Origin of the sequence: Flavobacterium lacustre (assembly GCF_027474525.2) — a bacterium.
Classification (GTDB): domain Bacteria; phylum Bacteroidota; class Bacteroidia; order Flavobacteriales; family Flavobacteriaceae; genus Flavobacterium; species Flavobacterium lacustre.
Map to the genome: position 1 here is coordinate 1,530,396 of NZ_CP114882.2, position 23,038 is coordinate 1,553,433.

Consider the following 23,038-nt stretch of genomic DNA (forward strand, 5'->3'; position numbering starts at 1 on the left):
TTTACAGCAAAAAAATAAAAATAAAATGGCACAAGCAGAAACGAGAAGAAACCTTGTATTATCGGGATTAGAACCTTTAATCATTACGCCGGACAGCGTATTTGTAAACATTGGTGAACGTACGAATGTAACAGGTTCTAGAAAATTCCTTCGATTAATCAAGGAAGAAAAATACGACGAAGCTCTTGATATTGCAAGACAACAAGTAGAAGGAGGCGCACAAATCATCGATATTAATATGGATGAAGGAATGCTTGATGGTGAATATGCCATGACAAAATTTCTGAATTTGATTGCTGCTGAACCTGATATTTCAAGAGTGCCAATTATGATTGACAGCTCGAAATGGGAAATCATCGAAGCAGGTTTGAAAGTGGTGCAGGGAAAAAGTGTTGTGAATTCTATTTCTTTAAAAGAAGGAGAAGAACGATTCATTCATCATGCTAAATTAATCAAACGTTATGGAGCTGCTGTAATTGTAATGGCTTTTGATGAATTGGGTCAAGCCGATAATTACGAAAGACGTGTTGAAATTTGTCAGCGTTCGTATGATATTTTGGTGAATAAAGTAGATTTTGCTCCCCAAGATATTATTTTCGATTTAAATATATTTCCAGTAGCAACAGGTATGGAAGAACACCGCCTGAATGCGCTGGATTTCTTCAGAGGGACAAAATGGGTTCGTGAAAATTTACCACATGCCCACATCAGTGGAGGTGTAAGTAATGTTTCTTTCTCTTTCAGAGGAAATGATACGGTTCGGGAAGCGATGCATTCGGTTTTCTTGTATCACGCCATTCAAAACGGAATGACGATGGGAATTGTAAACCCTGAAATGCTTTCTATTTACGACGAAATTCCAAAGGATTTATTAGAACATGTTGAAGATGTAATTCTAAATCGTCGTGATGATGCCACCGAACGATTGTTGGACTTTGCCGAGAATGTAAAAGGCGATGTAAAGAGCAATGAAAAAGCGGTTCAAGAATGGCGTTCAGGAACGATTCAGGAACGATTAACGCATTCCTTGGTAAAAGGAGTGGATGAATTTATAGAAATTGATGTTGAAGAAGCTCGACAAGCAGCAGGAAGACCAATTGAAGTAATCGAAATCAACCTGATGGCCGGAATGAATGTAGTAGGAGATTTGTTTGGATCCGGAAAAATGTTCTTACCTCAGGTAGTAAAATCAGCACGTGTAATGAAAAAAGCCGTAGCGTATTTATTGCCGTTTATTGAAGCTGAAAAAGATGGAGTTTCGAGTTTTGCAGGTCGTATTTTAATGGCAACAGTAAAAGGCGATGTACACGATATTGGGAAAAATATTGTTTCGGTAGTTTTGGCCTGTAACAATTATGAAATCATAGATTTAGGTGTAATGGTTCCGCCTGAAAAAATTATCGCTGCAGCTATAGAACACAATGTTGATATTATTGGATTGAGCGGATTAATTACACCTTCGCTTGACGAAATGGTTTATCTCGCCAAAGAATTAGACAAACGCGATATAAAAATCCCAATTATGATTGGTGGTGCGACCACATCGCGCGCGCATACTGCCGTGAAAATTGCGCCACAATACAGAGAAACGGTGATTCATGTTAATGATGCTTCGAGAGCCGTAACGGTTGCCGGAAACTTATTAGACCATAATAATAAAATATACGCCAGCGATATTAGAGCTGAATATGATGCGTTTAGAGAAACATTTTTGAACCGTTCGCGTGACAAAAACTTCCTGACCATTGAGCAAGCTCGTGTGAATAAACTGAAATTAGATTGGGAAAATTACAATCCCACTAAACCTAATTTTATCGGAACAAAAACAATCGAAGTCGCTCTTGATGTTTTGGTTCCTTATATCGACTGGACGCCGTTTTTCAGAACTTGGGAATTGTTCGGGAAATATCCGGCGATTTTAACGGACGAGGTAGTTGGAGAACAAGCCACTTCTGTTTTTGCAGATGCACAAGCTATGTTGAGCGTTATTTTGGCAGAAAAGAAATTGACAGCCAAAGGAATTTACGGGATTTTCCCTGCGAATCAAATCAATGATGATGATATTGAATTGCGCGATGAAAGCGGAAAAGTACTAGAGAAATTTTTGACGCTTCGTCAACAAGCCCAAAAAACAAAAGGAGCTCCAAACATCGCATTATCGGATTTTATAGCGCCAAAAGATTCAGGAAAAACGGATTATATGGGTGCATTTTGTGTGACTACCGGTTTTGGTGTTGATGAATGGGCGGCTGAATTCGAAAAGGATTTAGACGATTATAATTCGATTATGGTAAAAGCATTAGCGGATCGTTTTGCAGAAGCTTTTGCAGAATATTTACACGAAAAAGTACGTAAAGAAATCTGGGGTTATGCTTCGGATGAATCTTTAAGTGCAGAAGCAATGATTGCCGAAGATTACAAAGGAATTCGTCCTGCACCGGGTTATCCAGCTTGTCCTGACCATTTAGAAAAACCAACCATTTGGAAATTACTAAACGTAGCGGAAGAAATTGGAGTGACCTTGACAGAGAGTATGGCAATGTGGCCGGCTTCATCTGTTTCGGGTTATTATTTTGGAAATCCGGAAAGTAAGTATTTTGGACTTGGAAAAATAAAAGAAGATCAGGTTATAGATTATGCCAAACGTAGAAGTATTTCTACTGATAAAGCAATGAAATGGCTGAATCCTAATATAGCAGATTAATAAAAGGTGTGAGGTGCAAGGTTTGCCCAAAACCTAAAACCTAAAACCCAAAACCAAAAAAAATGAAAGTAACACAACATATAGAAGACGCAAAAGGTAATACCTTATTCTCTTTTGAAATTGTTCCGCCACAAAAAGGGAAAAGTATTCAGGAATTATACGATAATATTGATCCGTTGATGGAGTTCAAACCTCCTTTTATTGATGTGACTACATCTCGTGAAGAGTATATTTATGTGGATAAAGGAAATGGTTTATTGAATAAGCAGTTAACCAGAATGCGTCCCGGAACTTTAGGGATTTGTGCATCTATCAAGCATAAATATCAAGTAGATACCGTACCGCATTTAATTTGTGGGGGTTTTACCAGAGAAGAAACGGAATACATGTTAGTAGATTGTCATTATTTGGGCATTAATAATGTGATGGCACTTCGCGGAGATGCGATGAAAGACGAACAATCTTTTGTCCCTAAAGTGGGAGGAAATAAATTTGCTGTTGATTTAGTGGATCAAATCTACCAACTCAATCAAGGTAAATATTTACACGACGTGATGGACATCGACAATAAAGCAGATTTTTGTGTGGGTGTTGCCGGTTATCCCGAAAAGCATTTGGAATCTCCTTCTTTGATTTCGGATTTGAAAAGGTTGAAAGAAAAAGTAGATGCCGGAGCGGATTATGTAGTAACCCAAATGTTTTTTGATAACGCTAAATACTTTGAATTTGTAGCCAAAGCAAGAGAAATTGGGATTACAGTTCCAATTATTCCTGGAATTAAACCTATCGCAGTTCAAAGACATTTGCAAATATTACCTCAAATATTTAGAATTGATTTACCTGAAGATTTGATAAATGCGATTGAAAAATGCAAAACACCTGCAGACATCAGACAAGTAGGAATAGAATGGGCGATTCAACAATCCTTAGAATTGAAAGCGGCAGGAGTTCCTGTGCTGCATTATTATTCGATGGGAAAATCAGAAAATATTAGACAAATAGCGAGTCAAGTTTTTTAACTAAACTTCATAAAATAAAAAAAGCTTCCATTGGAAGCTTTTTTATTTGTAATGCTATTTTGTAATCTCTCTAAAAACCGCTTCTAAATTCTTATTCTTCTGATTCAGCTGAAGTGTTTTCAATCCATTTGCTGCAGCAAAATCAAAAACGGCTGGGCGCATGTCTTTATCTGTTTTGAAAGTCAATTCCCAAATCATGTCATGCGTATTTTTATAAGAAGCCAAATTTTCGATTTTGGCAATCAGCTGTTCTTCGACTTTATAATCAAACTCTACTTCAATAACCTGTTCGTTATTTTCAGAAATTAAGTTGTCTAATTTTTTATCAGTAACAATTTTGCCGTTGTTAATGATAATCACGCGGTCGCAAATGGCTTCAACTTCCTGCATAATGTGCGTAGAAAGAAAAACCGTTTTGTCTTTCCCCACGTTTTTAATCACATTGCGTATTTCCATTAATTGGTTCGGATCCAAGCCGGTTGTTGGTTCATCAAGAATCAAAACATCCGGATTGTGTAATAAAGCATTGGCCAAACCTACCCGTTGGCGATACCCTTTAGACAATTGCGCAATTTTTTTATGACTTTCGGTTGTCAAACCCGTGAGTTGAATCACTTCTTCAATTCGGGATTTGGCCACTTTGTACACATCGGCATTAAAAGCTAGATATTCTCTCACATATAAATCTAAATACAACGGATTGTGTTCCGGTAAATAGCCAATAGACAGTTGAACTGCTTTTTGTTGTGTATTCACATCATTTCCATTCACTATTGCAACACCTTCATCGGCATTGATATATGTGGTCAATATTTTCATCAAAGTCGACTTTCCGGCTCCGTTTGGACCCAGAAAACCAACGATTTCCCCTTTATTAATCGAAAAAGAGATATTGTCTAATGCTTTTTGCGCACCATAACTTTTGGAGATATTATTTACTTCTATTGACATGGAATTTTATTTGTTGCAAAAGTAAACAGAAAAAGTTTTGATTTGTTGTTTCTTCAGTCCCGAATTGACAAATTATTTTTTAGATTTTTAATTCTAATAATTCGTTGTTAACAATAGATTACAATTGCAAATCAAAATTTAGATTTATACATTTACCATTATTCTATCACTTAAAATTAGATTAAAATATGAAAAAAGGAAGTGTGTTATTGTTTTTCTTTCTGGGACTTTTTGTTCATGCCCAAGAAAAACCGATGTTTGATCAACAGGAAGTTGTACGAATTGAAACAGAATTGGCTTCGGATAAAATGGAGGGAAGAGCTATTTTCACTGCTGGAATTGATTCGGCTTCCGTTTTTATCGAAAGAGAATTCAAAAATATTGGACTTACTTATTTTAAAGATTTAAAAACGTATCGCCAAGAATTTGTTGCCAAAGGGAAAAACGCCAATAATGTAATAGGAATAGTTCCAGGAAAATCAAAACCGAATGAATATGTTATTTTTTCGGCTCATTATGATCATTTGGGACTTGCAGAAAGCGGAACCGATAAAATTTACAACGGTGCAAATGATGATGCTTCGGGAACTACGGCTGTCATTGCTTTGGCAAAATATTTTAAAGAATTAAATCAAAACGAAAGAACCTTGATTTTTGTTGCGTTTACCGGTGAGGAAGTTGGCGGTTTTGGAGCTTCTTACTTTTCTAAAAATATAGATGCTAAAACAGTTGTTGCGATGTTTAATATTGAAATGATTGGAACAGAGAGCAAGTGGGGTAAAAATTCGGCTTACATTACGGGTTTTGAAAAATCGGATTTTGGAACCATATTACAAAAGAACTTAGCAAATTCTAATTTCAGTTTCAATGCTGATCCGTATCCTCAGGAACAACTTTTTTACCGTTCGGATAATGCCAGATTAGCGGCTTTGGGAGTGCCAGCGCATACCATTTCTACCTCAAAAATGGATGTGGAGCCCAATTATCATAAATTAAGTGATGCTGTTTCAACTTTGGATTTAGCCAATATGACCGAAATTATTGAGGCAATCGCTATCAGTTCGCAAAGTATTGTAAACGGTAAGGACACTCCTTCAAGAGTGAAATAAGCAAAACAGAATACTATTTTATAAAAATTGATTTTCAAATTAATAATAAACAGGTTTTTAGTAATGTGTTTTTTGTGTATTATACAACAAAAAACAGTTTTAACAAAGAATTCCTTTTTTGTTAGATAAAATCAAATGTTTTTTTTGGTCGACTTAAAATAAGTTATACATTTGCATAGAAAATATTAAAAATCAGAGCATATCATGTCTAATAACCGTTTTTATTTTAGCAACACATTTTATTTCTTCTTTAGGAAGTAAGGGATTGTGCTATGGTTATTTGAAAAACAAACAAACAAATAAAACTAATATACAATCCTGATGAAAATCAGGATTTTTTTTTGATTAAATGAGAACAAAAATTGCAATACAAGGTATAAAAGGCTCTTTCCATCATCAGGTGGCACAAGAATACTACTATCAGAATGTAGAAGTTGACGAATGTTTGTCTTTTGAAGAATTAGTAGACAGTTTAATATCTGGTAAATCAGACCAAGCGGTTATGGCAATTGAAAATTCTATTGCAGGACCAATTATTCCAAATTATGCTTTAATTGATAAAAATAATTTACACATTATTGGAGAGCATTATTTAGATATTCATCAGAATTTAATGGCTTTGAAAGGTCAAAAAATGGAGGATATCCATGAAGTTCATTCTCATCCGATGGCCTTGTTACAATGTATGGAATTTTTGAAAAAATATCCAAACATAAAATTAGTAGAAGATAAAGATACTGCTGAAACAGCCCGAAGAATTCATGAAAAACAATTGACAGGAATTGCTGCAATTGCCAGTAAAACGGCTTCTGGAATGTATGATTTAGAGATTTTGGCACCAGAAATTCAAACCATTAATAACAACATGACTCGTTTTGTGATTATTAATAAAGAAGAATCATTTGTTGACAAAAATGAAATAAACAGAGCTTCTATTAAATTTGAATTGGATCATAAACGAGGAAGTTTGGCGGCAGTTTTGAATGTAATGAGCGATTGTAAGTTGAATTTAACAAAAATTCAATCGTTACCAAAAATAGAAACTCCTTGGAAATATTCGTTTTTTGTGGATGTTACTTTCGAAAAATACGACGATTATGCCAAAGCAAAATCATTATTAGAGATTATGGCCGAATATTTCAAAGTATTAGGTGAATATAAAAATACTAAGCCTTAATTAGTCATAAAGTTGAAGGTTAAAAAGTCAAAAGAATTTTAAAATACAAAAATGATTGCAACAGCGAAACGTCTGGATATAATTGAAGAATATTATTTTTCATCAAAACTGAGAGAAGTACGACAATTGGCTTCCGAAGGGAAACCAATTATTAATATGGGAATTGGCAGCCCAGATTTAAAGCCTTCTCAAGCTGTTATTGACGCAGTGGTTTTGGCGATGAATGAAGAAAATGCACATCAATATCAAAGTTATCAAGGTTTGCCGGAATTGAGAACAGGAATGGCTGATTTTTATCAAAATAACTACGATGTTGCTTTAAATCCGAATACTGAAATTTTGCCTTTGATGGGTTCCAAAGAAGGGATTATGCATATTTCATTGGCTTTTTTGAATGAAGGCGACCACGTTTTGATTCCAAATCCAGGATATCCAACCTACACTTCAGTAACGAATTTAGTAGGAGCCGTGCCAGTTTATTACGATTTGAAAGAAGCCAATAATTGGGAACCTGATTTTGAAGCTTTGGAAAAATTAGATTTATCGAAAGTAAAAATCATGTGGATTGGTTATCCTCACATGCCAACAGGTGCGAGAGGAAGTCTTGATTTGTTCAAAAATTTAGTGGCTTTCGCCAAAAAACATAACATTTTGTTAGTTAATGACAATCCGTATAGCTTTGTTTTGAATGACAATCCGATGAGTTTGTTGCAAGTGGAAGGTGCAAAAGATGTGGCGTTAGAGCTAAACTCGTTGTCGAAAACCTTCAATATGGCAGGTTGGAGAGTGGGAATGGTGTTAGGAAATGCAGCATGCATCGATGCGGTTTTGAAAGTAAAAAGTAATATGGACAGCGGAATGTTCTTTGGGATTCAAAAAGGAGCAATTGAAGCTTTAAAAAGTGACAAATCTTGGTTTGATTCGATGAATGCCGTTTATCAAAAAAGAAGAGTTTTAACAGAACAATTGGCCGAGAAGTTAGGTTGTGAAGTGTACAAAGAAGGAGTTGGATTATTTGTTTGGGCAAAATTGCCAGCAGGAATCACATCCGCAGAAGATTTTATTGATAAGATATTATACGAAAAATCGATTTTCATTACGCCGGGAACTATTTTTGGTTCCAATGGAGAAGGATACATTCGATTTGCACTTTGTGTAAAAGAAGAGAAAGTTCAAGAAGCAATTGATAGATTTTAACAAATGAAAGTATTCGTAATAGGAATTGGTTTAATAGGAGGTTCGATGGTTTTGGACATCAAATCATTGCATCCCGAAGCGACTATTTATGGGATTGATGCGAACGAAAGACATTTGGCGGAAGCCTTAGCTTTAGGAGTTATTGATAAAGCAGCGACATTTGAAGATTTAGCCGATGCTGATTTTGTAATTGTATCTGTTCCTGTAGATATTGCGCTTACAGTTTTGCCAAAAGTTCTGGATGTTATTGGTGAGCATACAATTGTTTTTGAAGTAGGTTCTACTAAAACACCTATTTGCGAAGCGGTTGGAAATCATTCAAGAAGAAGGAATTTTATAGCTACACATCCTATTGCGGGAACTGAATTTTCTGGGCCTTCGGCAGCTATAAAAGGTTTGTTTCAGGGGAAAACCAACATCATTTGCGAAGTCGAAAAAACGACTTTCAAGTTACAGGAAAAAGCCTTGGATTTGTTTAAAGAAATGGGAATGAGAATCCGTTATATGGATCCCAAATCGCATGATAAACATATTGCTTATGTATCGCATTTGTCACATATCAGTTCGTTTATGTTAGGTAAAACAGTAATTGACAAAGAAAAAGACGAGCAAGATATTTTTGACATGGCCGGTTCCGGTTTTGAAAGTACGGTGCGTTTAGCTAAAAGTTCACCAGCCATGTGGACACCTATTTTTAAACAAAACAGAAAACAAGTAGTCAAAACATTGGAAGAATACATCTCTAATTTATCTAATTTCAAAACGTTATTAGAAAGCGAAGATTACGAGGCAATTTACAATGAAATGCAAAGTGTCAATAAAATAAAAGAGATATTAAACGGAATGAAAAAATAAGCAATTGATTGCATAAAGAAGAACAACACAGAATAAAATAATAAAAAATAAAATTTAGAAAAGATGGAAAACAAGAAAGAAATGAGAAATTGGTTGAATGAATTCAATTTGACTCATCCATTTGTGATCGCAGGACCTTGTAGTGCTGAAACAGAAGAACAAGTATTGAAAATAGCTCATGAATTGAAAGATTCAGATGTAAGTGTATTTAGAGCAGGAATCTGGAAACCAAGAACACGTCCAGGAGGATTTGAAGGTGTTGGTGAAATTGGATTGAAATGGTTGAAAAAAGCAAAAGCGGAAACAGGATTGCTAATGGGAACTGAAGTTGCTACAGCTGCACACTGTAAACTAGCTTTAGAAAATGATATTGATGTATTATGGGTTGGTGCTCGTACAACTGCAAACCCTTTTGCAGTTCAAGAGATTGCTGATACGTTAAAAGGAACAGATAAAATTGTATTGATCAAAAACCCGGTAAATCCAGATATGGCTTTATGGTTAGGTGGTGTGGAACGTTTGTATGCTGCGGGAATCAAAAACCTTGGAGTAATTCACAGAGGTTTTTCTACTTACGAAAAAACAAAATACAGAAACATTCCAGAATGGCAAATTGCTATCGAATTGCAAAATAAATTCCCTGATTTACCTTTAATTATTGATCCATCTCACATTACAGGAAACCGTGATATGATTCTTGAAGTAACGCAAGAGGCATTAGATTTGAATTATGACGGTATGATTATCGAAACGCATAATGATCCTGATAATGCATGGTCTGATGCTGCTCAACAAGTTACTCCAGATGCGTTGAAACAAATTTTCAAAGATTTGAAAGTTAGAAAAGTAAGCGGTGATACGGATGAGTTTGCAAGCAAAATGACAAAATTGAGAGCTAATATTGATGTTTTGGACGCTAATTTATTAGAGTTGTTAGGAAAACGTATGAAAGTAGCTGACGAAATTGGTCAAGTGAAAAAAGATGCTAACGTTGCTGTTCTTCAAAACAACCGTTGGAACGAAATTCAGGCAAAAATGGTTGCTGAAGGTGCTAAAAAAGGATTGACAGAAGAATTTATCGTTAAATTATTCAAAGGAATTCACCAAGAAAGTATTGAACACCAAGAAAAAATCTTGAATTCTTAATTCTTGTTTAAATAAATAGAATCCTCACAGTTGAATAAATTGTGAGGATTTTTTATTTATTAGGTAATTGTAAAAACTTTAGACTTTAAACTTTAAACTTGAAACAAAATTTTACCTTTGCAGCATGACAGGACTAGTTTACAAATCTACAGGGAGTTGGTACACCGTAAAATCAGAAAAAGGGGATTTTATTGAGTGTAGAATGAAAGGGAAATTCCGAATCAAAGGAATTAAAAGTACAAACCCAATTGCTGTGGGAGATATTGTAGATTATGAACTCGAAGAAACTTCGGATGCCGTTACCGGTACGATTCATAAAATACACGACAGAAAAAACTATATTGTTCGAAAATCAGTTAATTTATCTCATCAGATGCATATTATTGCATCGAATATTGATCGCGTTTTCCTGCTGGTGACCATCAATAATCCACCAACTACTTTTAATTTTATTGACCGTTTTCTAGTCACTGCCGAAGCATATGGTATCGAAACGATATTGGTTTTTAATAAAATTGATACTTTTGATGATGCGACTTTAGACGAGCAGTTGTACATGCAACATGTGTATCAGGAAATTGGATACCAATGCCTGCGTGTTTCTTCTACTGAAATGAAAGGAATTGATGCCTTAAAAGAAATGATGATTGGTAAAGTAAGTATGTTCTCAGGGCATTCCGGAGTTGGTAAATCAACTTTGGTTAATGCGATGGAACCTAATTTACATTTAAAAACAAAAACAATTTCTGAGGCCAGTAAGCAAGGGCAACATACTACAACTTTTGCAGAAATGTATGATTTGTCTTTTGACGCTAAAATTATTGACACACCCGGAATCAAAGGCTTTGGAATTGTTGATATGGAAAAAGAAGAGATAAGCGGCTATTTTCCGGAGTTTTTCAAGTTGAAAGACCAATGTAAATTCAATAATTGCCTGCATAAAGAAGAACCTCATTGTGCTATTAAAGCGGCATTGGAAAAAGATGAAATTGCTTGGTCTCGTTACCGAAGTTACCTCAAAATTCTGGAAGGTGACGATGAGAATTATCGAACCGATATTCACAATGAAGACCGAATAATCAGCGATAAAACAAGGGAATAATTTATAATTCACCATTATTTTGAAAGTAGTAATTCAAAGAGTTTCCTCCGCCTCTGTAACCATTGACAATAAAATTGTAGCCGATATTCAAAAAGGGCTTCTTGTTTTAGTTGGGATTGAAGAGACAGACACACAAGAAGATATTGATTGGTTAGTGGGTAAAATTACCCAGATTCGTATTTTTGGAGATGAGAATGAGGTAATGAATTTGTCGATTCAAGATATCGACGGTGATATTATTGTGGTAAGCCAATTTACGCTGCATGCTTCTACCAAAAAAGGCAATCGTCCATCTTATATAAAAGCTGCAAAACCAGAAATTGCTATTCCTATTTATGAAGATTTTGTAAAAAGTTTAGAATTTAAAATGAATAAAAAAGTGCAGACAGGCGTGTTTGGCGCGGACATGAAAGTACTTCTTTTGAATGATGGTCCGGTAACGATACAAATGGATAGTAAAAATCGGAATTAAGTTTCTTTTAATCGAAAAATTCTTATATTTTTGGTAAAAAGAATTCGATATGGTTTCAAAGTATTTTTGCCTTTTAGTTTTACTTTCTACAACTTTACTTTCTGCTCAAAAAACAGCATATACTTCACTTGCAATATCCGACAGTTTAAAGGATAATGCCAATGCTGTGGTTCGTTTGAATCAGATTGACATTGATATTACTTCACAACGAAACATGACCGTCAAGACCAAAAGAGTCGTTACCGTTTTTAACGAAAAAGGACTTGGTGCTGTAGATGCCGTAGAAAGTTATGATAAAAGAACTTCTATTCGAGCAATTGAAGCGACCGTTTTTGACTCTGAAGGCAAAGAAATCAAAAAAATTAAACGAAAAGATTTTAAAGATCAAAGTGCGGCAGATGGAGTCACCATTTTTTCGGATAATCGCTATCTCTATTTAGATTATACGCCTATTCAATACCCGTTTACAATAATTTTTGATAGTGAAATTGAAACTTCTACAACGGCTTTTATACCGCAATGGTTTCCTTTAACGGATTATTTTGTAAGTGTTGAAAAAAGCATTTTGAATGTCAATTATCCGGATAATTTGGGTTTTAGAAAAATGGAATTCAATTTTTCAACCTTTAAAATAAAAAAAAATGCCGATACTGCTACGCAACTTTCTTACACGGCAACTACTATTCCGGCTCAAAAAAGCGAAGATTATAGCCCTGCTTTTAGTACTATTTTTCCAAAAGTAATGATGGGATTAGAGTTGTTTCATCTGGAGGGAGTTGACGGAAATGCAAAAACTTGGAAAGAATTTGGACAATGGTACTCCGATAAAATTTTGTCTGGTACTACTGAGTTGTCTGAGGAAACTAAAACAAAAGTAAAAACGCTTATTGGAGCTGAAAAAGACCCAATAAAAAAAGCAAAAAAAGTTTATAAATATGTTCAAGAAAAGGTAAGATATATTAGTATTCAAGTTGGTATTGGAGGCTGGAAACCAATGTTAGCATCAGATGTTGATCGATTAGGATATGGCGATTGTAAAGCTTTGACAAATTATACCAAGGCATTGCTTACTGCTGTTAATGTTCCTTCTTATTATACCATTTTATACGGAGACAGAAAAAAAACAGATATTCAGTCTGATTTTGTTTCCATGCAAGGAAATCACATTATTTTGGCTATTCCTATAGGCAGCGGCTATACTTGGCTGGAATGTACGAGTCAGGATGATCCTTTTGGCTATCAAGGAACTTTTACAGATGACAGAACCGTTCTAGTGGTTAAGCCAAGCGGAGGCGAAATTGTTCGAACAAAAGTATATGATGACGAGGGAAATTCACAAGTAGATACAGGAACTTATAGCTTGTCTGAAAAAGGAGATTTGTCCGGAAAAATTACGATTGTTTCTCAAGGTTCACAATACAGTAGCAAAGCACCGATTCAAAGTTGGAATCCTATAGATAAAGATTCTCATTACAAAGAATACTGGGATAATATCAATAATTTGAAATTAGGGAAAATAGCCTTTTCGGATGATAAGGAAAATGTAAAATTATCCGAAAATATTGAGATAAGTGCTGTAAATTATGGAACAATCACCAACGGGAAAATGATGTTTGCCATAAATGCTTTTAATCAATATACGGGGAACGTAAAAAGAATTAGAAACCGTAAAAATCCTTTTGAAATACAAAGAGGATACATCGATACAGATGAGATAAATGTTGTGCTTCCGCCGGAATTTTCTATTGAATTTTTACCGGCTAATTTTGAACTCAACAGTAAATACGGAGTGTATAAAACCGAGATTGTAAAAAAAGACGCCTCCAATTTAATCTATAAAAGGACCTTGTTTGTAAAAAAAGGATTGTATTCCAGTAAAGAATATGATGAATACCGTCTTTTTATAGAGCAAATTTCAAAAAATGATAATGCCAAAATTATTCTAACCCTAAATTAATACAGATATGTCACTCAAAAAAACACTGCTTTTTTTATTGTTATTCGTTTCGTTTTTAAAAAGTACCGCACAAAATTTCGAATTGGGTAAAGTGTCTATTGCCGAACTTGAACAAAAAGTACATCCAACAGATACAGCTGCCGTAGCCGCTATTTTATTCGAAAAAGGGAGGAATACTTATGAGTATTCTAAGGACAATGGTTTTGTTATGATTACCGAGGTTAAAACTCGTATTAAAATATATAAAAAAGAGGGGTATGATTGGGCTAACAAAAAAGTGCAATACTACATAGGAGATAATTCAAAAGAAACTATTTCTTATTCTGATGCGATAACCTATAATTTGGTAGGCGGAAAGATAGAAAAGACTAAATTGAAAAGTGACGGAGAGTTTGATGAAAAAATCAATAGATATTGGGGGCGAAAAAAAATAACGATGCCTAATGTAAAAGAAGGATCGGTTATAGAGTTTAAATATACAGTGCGATCCTTTAGCATAGGAAGTCCAAGGGAATGGAATTTTCAAACGAGTATTCCGGTAAATTATTCAGAATATAAAACCTATATACCGGAATATTATGTTTATAATACCAATCAAAAAGGATATATTTTTCCTAAAGTAACGGAAGAAAAAAAACAGAAAATTGTTTCATTGTCAAGCCTAGAGAGATCTGGCGGTCAAGGAATGTCTGCTGTAACCAGCACCTTTGTTCAAGACAAATTTGAATATCAGGAAACGATTACTACTTATGTTGCTGAGAATTTGCCTGCCATGCGAGATGAGGGCTATATTAATAACATAGATAATTATACCTCAAGTTTGGTTCAGGAATTGTCGATGACTAAATATCCTAATCAGCCTTTAAAGCCGTATTCAACAGATTGGAATGCGGTAGTGAAAACCATTTATGACTACGATGATTTTGGTCCTGAACTAGGCAAAACAGGTTATTTTGAAGAGGATCTAAAAGGTATTATTGCTGGACTTACGACTCCTGAAGACAAAATTAATACTATATTTAATTTTGTAAAAAACAGAGTGAAATGGAATGATTACAACGGATATAGTTGTAACGACGGTGTTAAAAAAGCCTATAAAGATAAAACCGGAAATATTGCCGAAATTAACTTGATGCTTACTGCAATGTTGCGTTATGCAGGATTAACTGCGAACCCGGTTCTGGTAAGTACCCGATCTAACGGGGTAGCTTTGTTTCCGAATAGAAATGCGTTTAATTATGTAATTGCAGCTGTCGAAAACGGAACTGATTTGACCTTGCTAGATGCTTCGGATGCTTACTCAACTCCAAATGTTTTGCCTTTTAGAGCCTTAAACTGGGTGGGGAGATTGATCCGAAAAGATGGTACTTCAACAGAAGTTGATTTAATGCCAAAGTCACCCTCTAATGATATAGTTTCAATGAATTATGCGATTGATGCAAGAGGATTGATTTCCGGTAAGTTGAGACGTCAAAGAACCGACCATAATGCCATGATTTTTAGAAAAAAAGTGGAAGACTTAAAAGAGGAATCCTATTTAGAAAAATTAGAAAACGACAATGATAAGATTGAAATAAACGAGTATTCCAGAACCAATGAGAAAGAGCTGAAATTGCCGGCAATAGAAACATTCTCGTTTGTTGGCTCTAATTTAGACGAGAGTATCGGTGGTAAAATCTATGTGAATCCAATGTTGTTTTACACCGAAAAACAAAATCCTTTTAAACAAGAAGTAAGGGAATACCCAGTAGATTATGGATTTCCGTTTATGGATAAATATTCCATAAATATTCAAATTCCCGAAGGATACAAAGTAGAGACGCTTCCTGCAGTTACTATTTTATCGATGCAGGATAATTTAGGGACGTTTAAATACATGACTAATGCTTCAGGAAATACGATACAAATATCAATTGTGTACCAAATAAATGCAGCCATTATTTCATCAGAATATTACCCGATGCTAAAAGAGTTTTATCAAAAAATGATCGAAAAACAAAATGAGAAAATCATTCTAACAAAAATTTAAAAAATAATGTTTCACAATAAATTATTTTTTGTTTTAATACTGTTCACCTTTTTTGCAAAAGTAGGAGCTCAGGATTTAAAATTAGCTAAAGTAACTATTAGCGAACTTGAGGAAAAACAACATCCTAAAGATAGCTCGGCTGTTGCCGCTATATTATATAAAAAAGGAAAAACATTTTTTACGTATACCCTGAATAGTGGTTTTGTGATGAATCATGAATTTACCTATAGAATTAAAATATATAAAAAAGAAGGATTAGATTGGGCAACTTTTGAAGTGCCAATTTATACCGGTTACAATGATATTAATGATGATTATGTAAGATTTAATGATGCAGTAACTTATAATATCGAAAATGGCTCAGTTGTTAAGACAAAATTAGATAGCGAAGGAAGTTTTAAAACTAAAGTTAATGAAAACTGGAAGAAAGCATCCATTTCCTTACCGAATGTAAAAGCGGGTTCCATAATCGAATTTAGTTATGTTTTAAAATCAGAAAATATATTATTTTTTCCAGTTTATGATATTCAATACGATATTCCTGTAAATTATTCCGAATACAGAACAGAAATACCTAATTTTTTCTACTACAAGACACTCCTCAAAGGTTATTTAGATGTTAAAACAGATTCAAAAGTCCAAAGTGGTTCAATGAACTATACTGATGAACACAATCAAATGTCCGATATAACTTTTCGGTCAATTAACACTACTTATGTAGCCAAAGATGTCCCTGCTATTAAGGAAGAGGCGTTTGTTGACAACTCAAAAAATTACCAGGCTTCAATTCATAATGAATTAGAGAAAACAGCATTCCCTGGCAAGGAGGTTAAGGATTATTCCTCAACATGGGAAGGAGTTGCAAAAACTATTTTTAAGAGTGATGATTTTGGAAAAGAATTAAAAGAGATAGATTATTTTATTCCTGATTTAAAAAAATTAATTGAAAACATCAAATCAGAGAAAGAAAGGCTTAGTGCGGTTTTTAAGTTTGTCCAAGAAAAAATGAATTGGAATGGTGATTATGGTTATTATACTGATAAAGGAGTTAAAAAAGCTTATTTAGATAGAACTGGAAATGTCGCCGAAATCAATTTTATTTTAATTTCTATGTTAAGACTTACGGGGATAAAAGTAGATCCTGTTCTAGTGAGTACTATCGAAAATGGCATACCTGTATTTCCTAATCGTACCGTTTTTAACTATGTTATTGCTTCAGCTGAAATTAATGGAGAACAAATTTTATTAGATGCAACTAATAAATATACAACTCAAAATATTTTGCCATTAAATACATTAAATTGGGTTGGTCGCCTGATAAAAGCAGATGGAACATCTGTTGAGGTGAGTTTGATTCCTAAAGTTCCCTCATTAATTAGCTCTTCTTTAAGTCTAAAAATAGATTCTCAAAGAAAAATTTCAGGGACTTATAGTAGTAGAAAAACAAATCATGATGCCTATGATTTTAGAAGTAAATATGCTGATACTAGTACAGATAATTATTCAGATAAACTCGAGGGAAATTACGGAGGAATTGAAATTAGCGATTACAGTATAAAAAACAAGAGTGATTTAATGAGTCCAATTGATGAGTATTTCGTGTTTCAATCCGATAATCATTTGGAAGTGATGGGGAGTGAAATGTATTTAAAACCGATGCTTTTTTTTACTCTAAATAATAATCCATTTATACAGGAGGATAGAAAAACACCTATTTATTTTGGATATCCAAAAATTAAAAGATATAGTATTGTAATTGATATTCCAGAGGATTATGAAGTTGAGTCAATGCCAAAGTCAATAAATTTGTCATCTGGTGACGGGTCGTTAATTTTTAAATATTTGTTAGAGCAAAAGGATAGAAAAATTCAATTATTAGTGCATTCTGAAACGAAGTTGTCCACTATGTTGCCTGAAGATTATCAAATGGTAAAAGAATTTTATCAAAAAATTGTGGATAAACAAAAAGAGAATATAGTATTTAAAAAAATATAAAAATGAATCTAAAAAATGCCCAATTAGACGTGGATACTTGGATCAAGGAACACGGTGTACGTTACTTTAATGAATTGACCAATATGGCGCAACTTACGGAAGAAGTAGGTGAAGTAGCCCGAATTATAGCCCGTCGTTATGGCGAACAATCCGAGAAAGAAAGCGATAAAAATAAAGATTTAGGAGAAGAATTAGCCGATGTGGTTTTTGTGGTTTTGTGCTTGGCCAATCAAACCGGAATCGATTTGCAAGCCGCTTTTGATAAGAAAATGGACTTGAAATCAGTACGTGATAAAGACCGCCATAAAAACAACGAGAAATTAAAATAATGTTATAAGTCAAAGGAAAGCTTTGGTACATCCTTTTTTTAAAATAAATTTGCCGCCAATTACCAATCAACCAAGCTAAAATGAATTTACTGTTACAAACTTCCCAATCTGATTTACAAGCGCAAATTGCAGTTACCGGCTCAAAGAGTGAAACCAACAGACTATTACTGTTACAGGCTTTGTTCCCTAATATTACTTTGGCCAACACTTCCAATTCTGATGATAGCGAAGTAATGCAAAAAGCCTTGAAAGGGAATGACGAAATAGTGGATATTCATCACGCTGGAACGGCAATGCGATTTTTGACAGCCTATTTTGCCGTAAACGAAGGTCGCGAAGTAGTTTTGACAGGTTCCCCAAGAATGAAGGAACGACCAATAAAAGTTTTGGTTGAAACCTTGCAACAATTAGGAGCGCAAATTTCTTATGAAAATGAGGAAGGCTATCCGCCGATTCGAATCAAGGGACAAAAAATAACAAATAACAAAGTTAGTATTCCGGCAAATGTAAGCAGTCAATATATCTCTGCATTATTATTGGTCGCGCCAAAACTGGAAAACGGTATCGAATTGACTTTGGTGGGCGAAATTACGTCAATTCCTTATATCAAAATGACCTTAGCTTTATTGAATGACTTACAAATTCAAACCAGCTTTGAAGGCAATGTAATCAAAGTCTATCCGAAACCCGAAGTAGCACCGAAAGTGATGACCGTGGAATCCGATTGGAGTTCTGCATCTTACTTTTTTAGTTTAGTCGCCTTATCTGATACAGCCAAAATTGCATTGAGCAGTTATAAAGGAACCAGCTTGCAAGGGGATTCGGCTTTGGTCGAAATTTATGCTGAAATAGGTGTGGAGACGCATTTTGAAGAAAATAAAATGACATTAACCAAAATTAAAAATTTTAATTTTGAGGACGTGAAATTTGATTTGAATAATACGCCAGACATCGCCCAAACTATTGTCGTGACTTGCCTTGGACTAGGAATTGGTTGTCATTTAACCGGTTTGCATACATTGAAAATCAAAGAAACAGATCGTTTGGAAGCCTTAAGGATTGAAATGACAAAATTGGGTGCTAATATCAAAGTGACTAATGACAGCTTAACATTAGCAGCCTCAAATCACATCAATTCGAATGTGTCAATTGCAACTTATAATGACCACAGAATGGCTATGGCATTTGCACCATTAGCATTGAAAGTACCAATAATTATTGATAATGCCGAAGTAGTTTCTAAATCTTATCCTGATTTTTGGGAGGATTTAAAAACTTTAGGTTTCAAAATTTCAGAATAAATCCTACAATTCATTGGTTGTAAGGCTGTTTTTCTCTTCCCTTTCGTTTGGAGACGGTTGGGCAGAGGAAAAATAAACAGTAAAACACTTGACAACGCCTATCTCACCATCGTATATTTGCACCCTAAATAATAGACTACATGAAATTATCTCATTTTCAATTCAATTTACCAAAAGAACTTCTCGCTGAATATCCTGCCGAAAACAGAGACGAGTCTCGTTTGATGGTAATTGACCGTAAAAAACAAACCATAGAACACAAAATGTTCAAAGATGTTATCGATTATTTTGATGATGGAGATGTTTTAATCTTGAATAATACTAAAGTTTTCCCGGCACGTTTGTACGGAAACAAAGAAAAAACAGGAGCTAGAATCGAAGTATTCTTATTGAGAGAACTAAATGCTGAACAAAGACTTTGGGATGTATTAGTTGATCCAGCTCGTAAAATCAGAATTGGTAACAAATTATATTTTGGTGATGACGATTCGTTGGTTGCTGAAGTAATTGATAATACAACTTCTCGTGGAAGAACTTTGCGTTTCCTTTACGATGGTTCTTATGAAGAGTTCAGAAATAAATTAACGGAATTGGGTGAAACTCCAATCCCAAAATACATCAGTAGAGACGTAACTCCGGAAGATGCGGAACGTTACCAAACGATTTATGCCAAAGAAGAAGGAGCTGTAGCTGCACCAACTGCAGGGTTGCATTTCTCTAAACATTTGTTGAAAAAACTGGAAATTAAAGGAATCAAGTTTGCCGAAGTAACGCTTCACGTTGGTTTAGGAACTTTCAATCCAGTTGAGGTTGAGGATTTATCAAAACATAAAATGGATTCTGAAGAGTTAAAAATTACTCAAGAAGCCTGTGATATTGTAAACAACGCAAAGTTAAACAAGAAACGTATTTGTACCGTGGGAACTACTTCTATGCGTGCTGTAGAAAGTTCTGTTTCATCACAACAAACCTTAAACCCGTTTGATGGTTGGACAAACAAGTTTGTTTTTCCTCCTCACGATTTTAGCGTAGCGACTTGTATGATTACAAATTTTCATACTCCAAAATCAACTTTGTTAATGATGGTATCTGCATTTTGTGGTCATGATTTAATGAAAAGAGCTTACGAAGAAGCAATCAAAGAAGAATACAAGTTCTATTCTTACGGAGATGCTATGTTGATCATTTAATCTGAATATATTTCAGATTTTCTTATAAAAAAATCTCGTCATTAATGGCGAGATTTTTTGTTTTTTGACTTTGTATAACGCAATCTGTACTTGATTCCTAATCTACTTGGTATACTAATCGTACAGTAATATTAGCCGTTTTATTTTTAGATTGTGTGTTAAATGAACCTCCATATGAAAAATCTTCCGACGAGTTTTGACCTGTAATCTGGAAAACACCCATATCCGATTTTTTTAAATTCCCCAAACTCGCATTGGCATTTTCTGCGATGCTTTTGGCTCTTGTGCTGGCATCTTTAGTAGCCTCGGCAATCATTTTTATTTTTAGTTCCGCTAATTTGGTGTAATAATACTCAGGTGCATTTGAATAAAATTCTACGCCGGAATTAATTAATTCACTGGATTGTCTCGAAATTTCTTCGATTTTGTTTACTTCTTTCGATTGAATACTTACACTTTGGGTTAAGGTAAATCCAGTAAAAATTTGCTGCTTTGTTGTCCCATTTTCATTATAAGTTGTTTCAAAATCCTTACTGAAATTAACTGCCGAAAACACCATTTCATCAGGCCCGATTCCTTTGCCGGATAAATAGGTTTTTATTTTTTCACGGTCGCTGTCTAAGGCTGCATAAGCTTCTTTGAGGGTCAAACTTTTTTTAGAAAAAGAGCCGCTCCAAACTATCAAATCCGAAACAAAATCCTTTTTGCCTAAACCCGTTACGCTGATGGTATCATTACTTTTATTTCGATTCTGAAACGCATTCGAAAATAAATAGGCCGAAACAATAACAGCAAAAGCAATTATAAGGACATTCAAATTATTTTTAAGCATCATTAAGTGTTTTAAATTCAATCAAATGTACTCAAATATTGGGTTTGTTTTGAATTAAGTGTGAATTTTGAAACTTTGTTTTTGTCTCTATTTCATACAAGTAGTTCGTCTGGACAGCTCAAAAGTCTTTTATAGAATCGCTCCTTTTTTTATTACTTTTACTAAACTAAATCTAAACAATGACTTTCGAAAATACTCGTGAATTTGCACAACAACTTGATGCGCAAGATGCATTACATAAATATCAGGAAGAGTTTATTTTTCCGCAAGTCAATGGAAAAATGGTAATTTATTTTACTGGAAATTCTTTGGGCTTACAACCCAAACGCACTAAAGCTTATGTAGACGAGGTGATGAATGATTGGGGAAATCTAGCTGTAGAAGGGCATTTCTATGCCGAAAAACCTTGGTGGGATTACCACGAAAGATTTGCAGGTCCGTTGAGTAAAATAGTTGGTGCTTTGCCTGCCGAAGTTACAGTAATGAATACGCTGACCGTGAATCTTCATTTATTGATGGTTTCGTTTTACCGACCAACAACAACCCGATACAAAATTATTTGTGAGGAAAAAGCATTTCCTTCCGACCAATATATGTTTCAAAGTCAGGTTCATTTTCATGGCTATAAACCAGAAGACGCCATTGTTGAAATCAAGCGTCGTGAAGGGGAACATAACATTCGTTTAGAAGATATTTTGGCTAAAATTGCCGAAGTAGGCGAGGAGTTGGCATTAGTTTTAATAGGCGGTGTCAATTATTATACCGGGCAGGTTTTTGATATGAAAACAATAACCGAAGCCGGTCATAAAGCGGGTGCTTATGTAGGTTGGGATTTAGCGCATGCAGCCGGAAATATAAAACTAGAACTTCATGATTGGAATGTTGATTTTGCTGCTTGGTGCAGTTATAAATACATGAATTCAGGACCCGGAAATGCTTCGGGATGTTTTGTTCACGAAAAGCATCATACTAACCCAGACTTGCCAAGATTTGCCGGTTGGTGGGGACACAATAAGGAACGTCGTTTCAAAATGGAACCTAATTTTGATCCCGTTCATGGTGCCGATGGTTGGCAAATCAGTAATTTACCTATTCTGTCCTTGGCTCCTTATTTAGCTTCTGTAACACTGTTTGATGAAATAGGAATGGATGCTTTAATTCAAAAAAGAGATACCATCACTTCGTATTTAGAGTTTATTCTTCACGAAATTGACAAAGAAGTTAATAGTAATTTTGAAATTATTACACCTTCAAATCCTACAGAGAGAGCTTCCCAATTATCGGTTTTTCTTCATGGAGAAGGACGCTCTTTGTTTGATTATTTAATGAAAAATGGTGTAATTACAGATTGGCGGGAACCTAACGTGATCCGATTAGCTCCGGTTCCCTTGTATAGTTCTTTTGAAGATATGTATGATTTTGGACAAATTTTAAAACAAGGGATTGTTGCGAAATAATAGGCTTGAATTAATCATTTTTTTTGAAAATAACACTAACATAAAAGTCGGCTTGAAATTTTCAAGCCGACTTTTACTACACTAATTCAAACCATTTAATGGTCTACGACAAAATACAATTTCGCTCAAAAACTAATTCATAAACTTTTGTATTCACCTTAATAGTGCTTAACCTCTTAGATTTTTACCAGTATAATTAAGAATTAAGCCTGTTAA

General features: G+C 34.6%; 18 protein-coding genes. 16 read left to right on the forward strand and 2 right to left on the reverse strand.

Going from position 1 to position 23,038, the window contains the following annotated elements; all coding sequences use genetic code 11:
* The first annotated feature begins 25 nt into the window (after positions 1 to 25).
* Positions 26 to 2,704, forward strand: a complete 2,679-nt coding sequence (gene metH / locus O6P34_RS06775) for a methionine synthase (protein ID WP_269686568.1) — start codon at positions 26 to 28, stop codon at positions 2,702 to 2,704.
* Between the two features lie 62 nt (positions 2,705 to 2,766).
* A complete protein-coding gene (gene metF / locus O6P34_RS06780; protein WP_269686569.1) occupies positions 2,767 to 3,723 on the forward strand; it encodes a methylenetetrahydrofolate reductase [NAD(P)H] in 957 nt (318 codons plus the stop codon).
* 54 nt (positions 3,724 to 3,777) lie between these two features.
* On the opposite strand, the gene gldA is transcribed toward metF, so the two are convergent.
* A complete protein-coding gene (gene gldA, locus O6P34_RS06785) occupies positions 3,778 to 4,674 on the reverse strand; it encodes a gliding motility-associated ABC transporter ATP-binding subunit GldA (RefSeq protein WP_269686570.1) in 897 nt (298 codons plus the stop codon).
* A 188-nt stretch (positions 4,675 to 4,862) separates the two neighbouring features.
* Here gldA and O6P34_RS06790 point away from each other — a divergent pair, with 188 nt between their 5' ends.
* The 13 genes from O6P34_RS06790 (at position 4,863) to queA (ending at position 20,533) form a co-directional block, all read left to right on the forward strand.
* Positions 4,863 to 5,783 (forward strand): M28 family metallopeptidase, encoded by a 921-nt coding sequence (locus O6P34_RS06790; protein WP_269686571.1) that lies wholly within the window; start codon positions 4,863 to 4,865, stop codon positions 5,781 to 5,783.
* A 349-nt stretch (positions 5,784 to 6,132) separates the two neighbouring features.
* Positions 6,133 to 6,960 (forward strand): prephenate dehydratase, encoded by an 828-nt coding sequence (locus O6P34_RS06795; protein ID WP_269686572.1) that lies wholly within the window; start codon positions 6,133 to 6,135, stop codon positions 6,958 to 6,960.
* A gap of 51 nt (positions 6,961 to 7,011) precedes the next feature.
* Positions 7,012 to 8,157, forward strand: coding sequence for a pyridoxal phosphate-dependent aminotransferase (locus tag O6P34_RS06800; RefSeq protein WP_269686573.1), 1,146 nt, complete (start codon positions 7,012 to 7,014; stop codon positions 8,155 to 8,157).
* A gap of 3 nt (positions 8,158 to 8,160) precedes the next feature.
* Positions 8,161 to 9,012 carry a prephenate dehydrogenase gene (locus tag O6P34_RS06805; protein ID WP_269686574.1) on the forward strand — a complete coding sequence of 284 codons (852 nt, stop codon included), beginning with the start codon at positions 8,161 to 8,163 and terminating at the stop codon, positions 9,010 to 9,012.
* Between the two features lie 63 nt (positions 9,013 to 9,075).
* A complete protein-coding gene (locus O6P34_RS06810; protein WP_269686575.1) occupies positions 9,076 to 10,158 on the forward strand; it encodes a bifunctional 3-deoxy-7-phosphoheptulonate synthase/chorismate mutase type II in 1,083 nt (360 codons plus the stop codon).
* Between the two features lie 124 nt (positions 10,159 to 10,282).
* The gene (gene rsgA, locus O6P34_RS06815; RefSeq protein ID WP_269686576.1) at positions 10,283 to 11,260 is read left to right on the forward strand and encodes a ribosome small subunit-dependent GTPase A; all 978 of its coding nucleotides are present in this window, start codon (positions 10,283 to 10,285) and stop codon (positions 11,258 to 11,260) included.
* Positions 11,261 to 11,279: 19 nt separating this feature from the next.
* Positions 11,280 to 11,732, forward strand: a complete 453-nt coding sequence (gene dtd, locus O6P34_RS06820; RefSeq protein WP_269686577.1) for a D-aminoacyl-tRNA deacylase — start codon at positions 11,280 to 11,282, stop codon at positions 11,730 to 11,732.
* Positions 11,733 to 11,781: 49 nt separating this feature from the next.
* Positions 11,782 to 13,689: a DUF3857 domain-containing protein gene (locus tag O6P34_RS06825; RefSeq protein ID WP_269686578.1), complete on the forward strand. Its 1,908-nt coding sequence runs from the start codon at positions 11,782 to 11,784 to the stop codon at positions 13,687 to 13,689.
* A gap of 7 nt (positions 13,690 to 13,696) precedes the next feature.
* The gene (locus O6P34_RS06830; RefSeq protein WP_269686579.1) at positions 13,697 to 15,718 is read left to right on the forward strand and encodes a transglutaminase family protein; all 2,022 of its coding nucleotides are present in this window, start codon (positions 13,697 to 13,699) and stop codon (positions 15,716 to 15,718) included.
* A 6-nt stretch (positions 15,719 to 15,724) separates the two neighbouring features.
* Entirely contained in the window at positions 15,725 to 17,713 is a 1,989-nt protein-coding gene (locus O6P34_RS06835) for a DUF3858 domain-containing protein (protein ID WP_269686580.1), read from the forward strand.
* Between the two features lie 2 nt (positions 17,714 to 17,715).
* On the forward strand, positions 17,716 to 18,042 hold the full coding sequence (locus tag O6P34_RS06840; RefSeq protein ID WP_035661076.1) for a nucleotide pyrophosphohydrolase: 327 nt from the start codon (positions 17,716 to 17,718) through the stop codon (positions 18,040 to 18,042).
* 80 nt (positions 18,043 to 18,122) lie between these two features.
* Positions 18,123 to 19,343, forward strand: a complete 1,221-nt coding sequence (locus O6P34_RS06845; protein ID WP_269686581.1) for a 3-phosphoshikimate 1-carboxyvinyltransferase — start codon at positions 18,123 to 18,125, stop codon at positions 19,341 to 19,343.
* A gap of 140 nt (positions 19,344 to 19,483) precedes the next feature.
* Entirely contained in the window at positions 19,484 to 20,533 is a 1,050-nt protein-coding gene (gene queA, locus O6P34_RS06850; RefSeq protein WP_269686582.1) for a tRNA preQ1(34) S-adenosylmethionine ribosyltransferase-isomerase QueA, read from the forward strand.
* 97 nt (positions 20,534 to 20,630) lie between these two features.
* On the opposite strand, the gene O6P34_RS06855 is transcribed toward queA, so the two are convergent.
* Positions 20,631 to 21,365: an SIMPL domain-containing protein gene (locus tag O6P34_RS06855; protein WP_269686583.1), complete on the reverse strand. Its 735-nt coding sequence runs from the start codon at positions 21,363 to 21,365 to the stop codon at positions 20,631 to 20,633.
* 179 nt (positions 21,366 to 21,544) lie between these two features.
* Between O6P34_RS06855 and kynU the strand changes: the two genes are divergently transcribed.
* On the forward strand, positions 21,545 to 22,822 hold the full coding sequence (kynU, locus tag O6P34_RS06860) for a kynureninase (protein WP_269686584.1): 1,278 nt from the start codon (positions 21,545 to 21,547) through the stop codon (positions 22,820 to 22,822).
* Positions 22,823 to 23,038 lie beyond the last annotated feature (216 nt).

What these genes read in the sequence shown, in the direction of transcription:
- O6P34_RS06800 (WP_269686573.1), top strand. Translation starts at nt 7,012, where the DNA reads ATGATTGCAACAGCGAAACGTCTGGATATAATTGAAGAATATTATTTT.
- O6P34_RS06790 (WP_269686571.1), top strand. Translation starts at nt 4,863, where the DNA reads ATGAAAAAAGGAAGTGTGTTATTGTTTTTCTTTCTGGGACTTTTTGTT.
- gldA (WP_269686570.1), bottom strand. Translation starts at nt 4,674, where the DNA reads ATGTCAATAGAAGTAAATAATATCTCCAAAAGTTATGGTGCGCAAAAA.
- queA (WP_269686582.1), top strand. Translation starts at nt 19,484, where the DNA reads ATGAAATTATCTCATTTTCAATTCAATTTACCAAAAGAACTTCTCGCT.
- O6P34_RS06840 (WP_035661076.1), top strand. Translation starts at nt 17,716, where the DNA reads ATGAATCTAAAAAATGCCCAATTAGACGTGGATACTTGGATCAAGGAA.
- O6P34_RS06835 (WP_269686580.1), top strand. Translation starts at nt 15,725, where the DNA reads ATGTTTCACAATAAATTATTTTTTGTTTTAATACTGTTCACCTTTTTT.
- O6P34_RS06805 (WP_269686574.1), top strand. Translation starts at nt 8,161, where the DNA reads ATGAAAGTATTCGTAATAGGAATTGGTTTAATAGGAGGTTCGATGGTT.
- O6P34_RS06855 (WP_269686583.1), bottom strand. Translation starts at nt 21,365, where the DNA reads ATGCTTAAAAATAATTTGAATGTCCTTATAATTGCTTTTGCTGTTATT.
- O6P34_RS06825 (WP_269686578.1), top strand. Translation starts at nt 11,782, where the DNA reads ATGGTTTCAAAGTATTTTTGCCTTTTAGTTTTACTTTCTACAACTTTA.
- kynU (WP_269686584.1), top strand. Translation starts at nt 21,545, where the DNA reads ATGACTTTCGAAAATACTCGTGAATTTGCACAACAACTTGATGCGCAA.
- O6P34_RS06830 (WP_269686579.1), top strand. Translation starts at nt 13,697, where the DNA reads ATGTCACTCAAAAAAACACTGCTTTTTTTATTGTTATTCGTTTCGTTT.
- O6P34_RS06845 (WP_269686581.1), top strand. Translation starts at nt 18,123, where the DNA reads ATGAATTTACTGTTACAAACTTCCCAATCTGATTTACAAGCGCAAATT.
- rsgA (WP_269686576.1), top strand. Translation starts at nt 10,283, where the DNA reads ATGACAGGACTAGTTTACAAATCTACAGGGAGTTGGTACACCGTAAAA.
- O6P34_RS06810 (WP_269686575.1), top strand. Translation starts at nt 9,076, where the DNA reads ATGGAAAACAAGAAAGAAATGAGAAATTGGTTGAATGAATTCAATTTG.
- metH (WP_269686568.1), top strand. Translation starts at nt 26, where the DNA reads ATGGCACAAGCAGAAACGAGAAGAAACCTTGTATTATCGGGATTAGAA.
- metF (WP_269686569.1), top strand. Translation starts at nt 2,767, where the DNA reads ATGAAAGTAACACAACATATAGAAGACGCAAAAGGTAATACCTTATTC.
- O6P34_RS06795 (WP_269686572.1), top strand. Translation starts at nt 6,133, where the DNA reads ATGAGAACAAAAATTGCAATACAAGGTATAAAAGGCTCTTTCCATCAT.